Source organism: Micromonospora sp. NPDC048842, assembly GCF_040649935.1.
In the GTDB taxonomy this organism is placed as follows: domain Bacteria; phylum Actinomycetota; class Actinomycetes; order Mycobacteriales; family Micromonosporaceae; genus Micromonospora; species Micromonospora hortensis.
The window spans coordinates 219,099-220,378 of sequence record NZ_JBEZGK010000012.1; the positions used below are offsets into that span (position 1 = coordinate 219,099).

General features: G+C 72.4%; 1 protein-coding gene. It reads left to right on the forward strand.

Translation table 11 applies throughout. The features are described from left to right. The first annotated feature begins 455 nt into the window (after positions 1-455). Positions 456-1,100 (forward strand): maleylpyruvate isomerase N-terminal domain-containing protein, encoded by a 645-nt coding sequence (locus AB0C19_RS19365; protein WP_357187030.1) that lies wholly within the window; start codon positions 456-458, stop codon positions 1,098-1,100. Positions 1,101-1,280: the final 180 nt, after the last annotated feature.

Genomic DNA, 1,280 nt, shown 5'->3' on the forward strand with positions numbered 1-1,280 from the left:
CGAGCGCGGCTCGGGCGGGGCCGGCCGGGCTCGAGCGGGGCCGGCCTCGAGCAGGACCGGCCGGGTTCGGGCGGGGTTGATCGACTCGGTTTTCTTGAAGTCGGGGCGTCCCGGTGCTGGGGACCCCCCGACTTGCGGTTGATCGACTCGGCTTTCTTGAAATCGGGTTGTCCTGGTGCTGGGGACTCCCCGACTTCCTGAAGGCCGAGTCGATCATGCGCTGAGGAGCGCAGCGCACCGCTCAGCGCTGGGCTGATGGGCTGCGGTGCCGGGCGCGGTGCGCGCGGGCGCCGGCCGGGTAGCTCGCCGCTGGACGCCGGCCGCACCGCTCAGTGTCGGGCCGTCGGGCCGCCTGACCGTCGGGCCGCCTGACCACCTGGCCGCCTGACCGTCGGGCCGTCGGGCCGGGGCCGTACAGCTCGGTGGATGTCGGTCGGGGCTGTCAGAATGTGCGGATGTCTCGCCCTGTCGACGCCCTGGATGCCAGCTTTCCGGTCGCCGCCTCGATCGCACTGGACCTGATCCGACGTCCCGAGGTGACCGAGCGGTGGTCAGACCCGAGTGCGCTGCCGCACCTGTCCGTGGGTGGCCTCGCGTGCCACCTGGGACGTCAGGCGGTCCGGGCGGCGGAGCTACTGCCGACGCCGACCGACCTGCCGGTGTTGGAGGCGGCCGACAACCATTACGGGCGGGCCGCGTGGGTCTCCGAGGGGTCTCCGGACAAGAGCACGGTCGCCTCCGGCTCCGACGAGGCCGACGCCGCACGCGGGCCGGCCGAGCTGCACGCCCGTTCCGCCCGGGCCTTGGCGGAGGTCGGCGACCTGCTCTCCCGGGGTGCCGCCCGTGAGGTCGTGCCGATCCCGTGGCAGGGCTGGGCGCTGCGGCGCGGCGACTTCCTGCTCACCCGTCAGCTCGAGATCGTGGTCCACTCCGACGACCTCGCGGTGAGCATCGGCGTCCCTACGCCGGAGTTCCCGGCGGACGTCTTCGACCCGGTACGCGACCTGCTGGTCCGACTGGCAGTGCGCCGCCGTGGCCAGTCCGCACTGATCAGCGCGCTCAGCCGCAGCGAGCGGGCCCAGGACATCTCCGCCTTCTGACCGGCCGCCCCGTCGGTGATCATCCGCCGCCCGGGACCGCCCCCGCGGGTGATCGACTCGGCTTTCTGAAGGCGCGGTGTTCCGGCGCCGGCGGTTTCAAGCGGCTGTTGCGACTAGGTGTTTGTGGAGTACCTCGGCTGGATTCTGCCAGTCGAGGGTTTGGCGTGGTCGTCCGTTGAG